Genomic DNA, 950 nt, shown 5'->3' with positions numbered 1-950 from the left:
CGTTAGCGGTAATTACGAAAAATAAATGTATCTAGAAGAATCTAAAAACTTTTTAAAAGATTATCCTCAAATAACTTCTGAATTTAGAGGTTGTTCTGAACAAGAAATTGATAATTTAGAATCTATACTAAACGAAAAAATCCCTGAAGCCTTTAAAGAGTTTTTAGGATGGTTTGGTAAAAGTGGAGGTAAAATTCTTAGAGGAACTGATTATTATTATCCATTTTTATCGGGAGAAGCTTATGAAGGTTGGAAAGAAGAAAATATTGTACCTCAAGACCACACTTTTAAAGATGTTGGAATAGACCTACTAAATAGAAATAATTTTGATGGTAAAAAAATATTAGAAAACTCAATTCTATTTATGAGTCACCAAGGTTATGCTATAGAATTCTTAAAAGTCGATGAAGGTGAAAATCCTCCTGTATATATTTTTGTTGAACAAGACAAATGGTTAAAAGAAGGACCAACTGTTTGGGCAAAATCTTTTAGTGAATATCTCTTAAATATGTTAAAACAAGAAATTGAAAGCTGGAAAAAACTTGGACTATTAGATTAATTATGTGGAATTTGTTCAATAATAAAAGAGTTGTAATAGAATCGGACAGAGATAGTGTTTGCATGGGAGATGATATGTCAAGACACAATGAGTTTACAGAGTTTTCAGAAAAAACAAAAATGAGTAAGTTGATTTTAGAACTTAAAAAGATTCACTCTATTGCTGAAAATTGGGCTATCTGGGCAGGAACTTATGACAACTATAAATGTATAAAAGACAGTAACGGCAAATGGTTAATAGACGAAAAAACTACAATAAAAGTTTTTTTTAAGAGCATAGAAAAATATGTTTTTTTCGACAAAGAATCATTTGAAAAAAAATGTGGTAAATAAAATGAACTACCGCTAACAAGATGTAAAAATGCATTAAAACGCATTTTACATGCAACGTT

At 28.9% G+C, this 950-nt stretch carries 2 protein-coding genes; both read left to right on the top strand.

What is annotated here, in order from left to right; genetic code table 11:
* Positions 1–25 precede the first annotated feature (25 nt).
* On the top strand, positions 26–559 hold the full coding sequence (locus tag ACFSR1_RS19100) for an SMI1/KNR4 family protein (protein ID WP_378294653.1): 534 nt from the start codon (positions 26–28) through the stop codon (positions 557–559).
* 2 nt (positions 560–561) lie between these two features.
* A complete protein-coding gene (locus ACFSR1_RS19095; RefSeq protein WP_378294652.1) occupies positions 562–891 on the top strand; it encodes a hypothetical protein in 330 nt (109 codons plus the stop codon).
* The last annotated feature ends 59 nt before the right edge of the window (positions 892–950 follow it).

Origin of the sequence: Aquimarina rubra (assembly GCF_042684305.1) — a bacterium.
Classification (GTDB): Bacteria; Bacteroidota; Bacteroidia; order Flavobacteriales; family Flavobacteriaceae; genus Aquimarina; species Aquimarina rubra.
Note: the sequence above shows the minus strand (reverse complement) of the source record. Positions and strands in the feature narration are given on the sequence as shown.